Source organism: Clostridium sp. SM-530-WT-3G (assembly GCF_012843905.1).
Classification (GTDB): domain Bacteria; phylum Bacillota; class Clostridia; order Clostridiales; family Clostridiaceae; genus Clostridium.
Map to the genome: position 1 here is coordinate 1 of NZ_JABAGC010000093.1, position 894 is coordinate 894.

Annotated in this window: 1 protein-coding gene; it reads right to left on the reverse strand. The window is 29.2% G+C overall.

The window, feature by feature from the left end; all coding sequences use genetic code 11:
• On the reverse strand, nucleotides 1-894 hold an 894-nt coding region (locus HF850_RS15360), incomplete at both ends, for an IS701 family transposase (protein ID WP_169106283.1).

Consider the following 894-nt stretch of genomic DNA (forward strand, 5'->3'; position numbering starts at 1 on the left):
CTCTAGACTAATCCCGTTATCTGCACATTCATGTGCAAAAGCAACTATTTTTACCAAATAGTTGTTTCGGAAGTGTAATATTACATCTCCAATATTTTTCAATTTATATAATTTACCATATTTAATTCTGAAAAGCTCAAGGAAAGTATACGTTAAAAATATCATACTCCAATATCTGTGTATTGATTCTAAGGATTGAATTTGGAATTCATCAAAACCAAGAACAGTTTTATGATATCTATAACTCACTTCAATATCCCATCGCTTTTCGTAATATGAAATTATAGTTTTGTTATCAAGTGATATATCTGTACTTATAATAAATGATGGATTATCAGATAAATCCTTTTTAGTCCAGCTTATAAGTACAACGGCATTTTCAATATCATTAAGTTTTCCTTCATATCTATAAACATAGTACTTGTTGTTGCCAGCGGTAACTAAGCTAGTTTCATTAGTTCTAACATATGAAGAAAACTTTTTAACATTTGTTTTAATGCCAGCTGGATAGATAACTCTGTTAGATTTTATTCTACCAATAGTATGACAACCATTTATTAAACCGTGAAGCAAAATTTTTGCTGAAGTATACCATGAATCAACCAGCAAATAATTGACTTTAGTTGCCGGAGTGAATTCATTTATTAGTTCCATTGCAAGCTCATTTTTATCTAAAAACTTTTTGGATAAATTTTTACTAGATTCCTTTCGGTGATATTGTTTAAAATTTAAAGGTATAGAATAATCCTTAATTTTATAGTGGGAGGTAACTAAACAGTGTGACCACTTCGGTTTATTACCATCCGCATGAGAATTATGAAAATCCAAACCTTCGATTTTTTTAGTTGAGGTATTTTTCTTACTCAAAGTATCATCAATAATTAGGAATCCAAC